General features: G+C 66.0%; 2 protein-coding genes. Both read right to left on the bottom strand.

What is annotated here, in order from left to right:
• Nucleotides 1-158: 158 nt before the first annotated feature.
• Nucleotides 159-647, bottom strand: a complete 489-nt coding sequence (locus ACSQ27_RS24245; RefSeq protein WP_436158060.1) for a hypothetical protein — start codon at nt 645-647, stop codon at nt 159-161.
• Between the two features lie 209 nt (nt 648-856).
• Nucleotides 857-1687 (bottom strand): urease accessory protein UreD, encoded by an 831-nt coding sequence (locus ACSQ27_RS24240; protein ID WP_436158059.1) that lies wholly within the window; start codon nt 1685-1687, stop codon nt 857-859.
• Between the last annotated feature and the right edge of the window lie 255 nt (nt 1688-1942).

Below are 1942 nucleotides of genomic sequence, written 5' to 3'. Positions count from 1 at the left end.
GCAAGATCAAGAGAAGGACGCGCCGCCGGAGCAAGAACCGGCTTCAATACCTCAACGCAGTGGTGCGGCACACAAAGAAGTGGGCCGCATTGCGGCCCACCTTTGCTTCTGCTTCATCCGGGGTTTTCATCAAACCCCGGCGGAGCGAGTGGCAACTGTTATTGCGATGGCGCGGCGGCGGGCGCCGGGATCACCACAATGTTGTCGGTTGAGGTCTGCGGCTGTACGCGCACGTTGGTGGCGCCGGCCGGCACGACGACGGTCTCTATCTGGCGGATCGCGCCGCCGCCGGCAACGCTGCCGTCGGTCTTGCCGTAGCCCACGATGCGGGCCTGGCAGGCAATCAGGTCTTCGCCCTGGAAAACGTCGCAGCGCTTGAGGGCGTTGGCGGAGAACTGGCCGTTGGCGTTGTCGACCTTGCCGGCGCGTTTGGCGGCGTTGGCGTTGCGGACCTCAGTCATGCAGGTTTCGCGGTCTTGCTGTGTGCGCCCTGTGAGGCAGGCATTCATTTCGCTGCGGGCGTTGCCTGAAGCGTCAATACCGGTGGTGCCGGAAGCCATTTGTGCCGAGGCACCCAGCGACAGCAGGGCGGCTACACCAAAGGCCGCGGCGCTTTGGGCAAGTCGGAAATTCCGGGATGAAATCATGGTCAAACTCCTTGATCGAACTCGACGGATGTCGATGAATGGAGTCTGGGCCGGGCCCGGCCGGCGGCGTGAAAGGAAAAGCTCCGGGCCGTCCGTGCCCTATGCCCATTCCCATGTAGGACGGGTCTCTCATGGGCCGGGCATCCGCCCTGGGCGCGCGGATTGGATGTCTTTTTATACAGCCCGGCTTCCTCCGGGAGCGCGGCGCTTCAGGTCGACCAGAGCCTCGGCGTGGACGGCGCCAGCTGCCACAGCTCCTTGCGCCAGGCCTGCCACACCAGCCTGAGCAAGGCCATGGCGGGTTCAACCACGGGCGAGAGCACGCGCACGACGACCACCTGCGCGTCGGGGCTGGTGGCCCCGGCACTGGACGCCAGGGAGTGGCTTTGCAGGACCTCGCGTGCGCAGTCCAGCGCGAGCTCGCGGCGCTTGCGTTCGAGCTTGCTGCCGGCCACAAAAAACAGCGTGGCCATGCAACGCCGGCCGGCCAGGCCGACGGGGCTGTCCATCAGCAACTTGTCGCTCGCGTCCAGGCGCGCGCGTTCCAGCCACACGCCGGGCATTTCGATGTGCTGGCGAAAACTGCCGCTTTCAAAAGGCTGGCCGGCGGCGGGCAGGCCCAGCGCGGTGACGTCCCAGCCCATCAGTTCGGCACCGGGCGCAAGCGCCATGGTGAGGCGGTTCTCGGCGAGGCAGCCGCTGTAGCAGATAGCTTCGAGCGGCAGCCATTCCATGCGCGCACCGGCTTCCAGCGTGAGCCGGGTGTTCTGCAGCGCGGGCTCACCGGTGGAACGGTAAAAGCGCGTGGCACCCGGCGTGGTGACCAGGCCGTGCGTGCCGGGCGCCGCGCTGAAGGCCAGCTCCAGCGTATCTCCGCCGACCAGGCCGCCGGGTGGATGCACGATGACGTTGTGGCAGATCGCGTCGCCTTCGGGGTACAGGCTCTGGAGTATGCGCAGCGGGCCGCTGTGGCGGAAGTGGGCGAGGGTCTTGCCGGCCTGGTGGGTGTAGTCGAGTGCGAGGGTCGCGTTCCAGGTCATTTCGGAAGTTTAACGCGGGCTTGCGTTGGGAGCTGGGCCGGTCTTGCTCCGGCGGGCGCGCTTCCTCTGTTCTCTTTGCTCTTTGCTGAGGGCGGTTGGCCGGGGGTTGCCCGGCAGCAAGTAACTTTCTTCTGCTTCGCCAAAAGAAAGTCACCAAAGAAAAGGCGACCCGCAGTCTGGGTCCCTCCGCTTCGCTTCGGGCAACCTGCGGTGCTCGACTACGGCGGGGTCTCGCGCAAACTCGCTTCGCTCAGA

Origin of the sequence: Polaromonas sp. LjRoot131 (assembly GCF_964252805.1) — a bacterium.
GTDB lineage: Bacteria > Pseudomonadota > Gammaproteobacteria > Burkholderiales > Burkholderiaceae_C > Polaromonas.
Note: the sequence above shows the minus strand (reverse complement) of the source record. Positions and strands in the feature narration are given on the sequence as shown.

Excerpts from the sequence above, each read along its gene's own strand:
- ACSQ27_RS24240 (WP_436158059.1), bottom strand. The coding sequence starts at position 1,687 with ATGACCTGGAACGCGACCCTCGCACTCGACTACACCCACCAGGCCGGC.
- ACSQ27_RS24245 (WP_436158060.1), bottom strand. The coding sequence starts at position 647 with ATGATTTCATCCCGGAATTTCCGACTTGCCCAAAGCGCCGCGGCCTTT.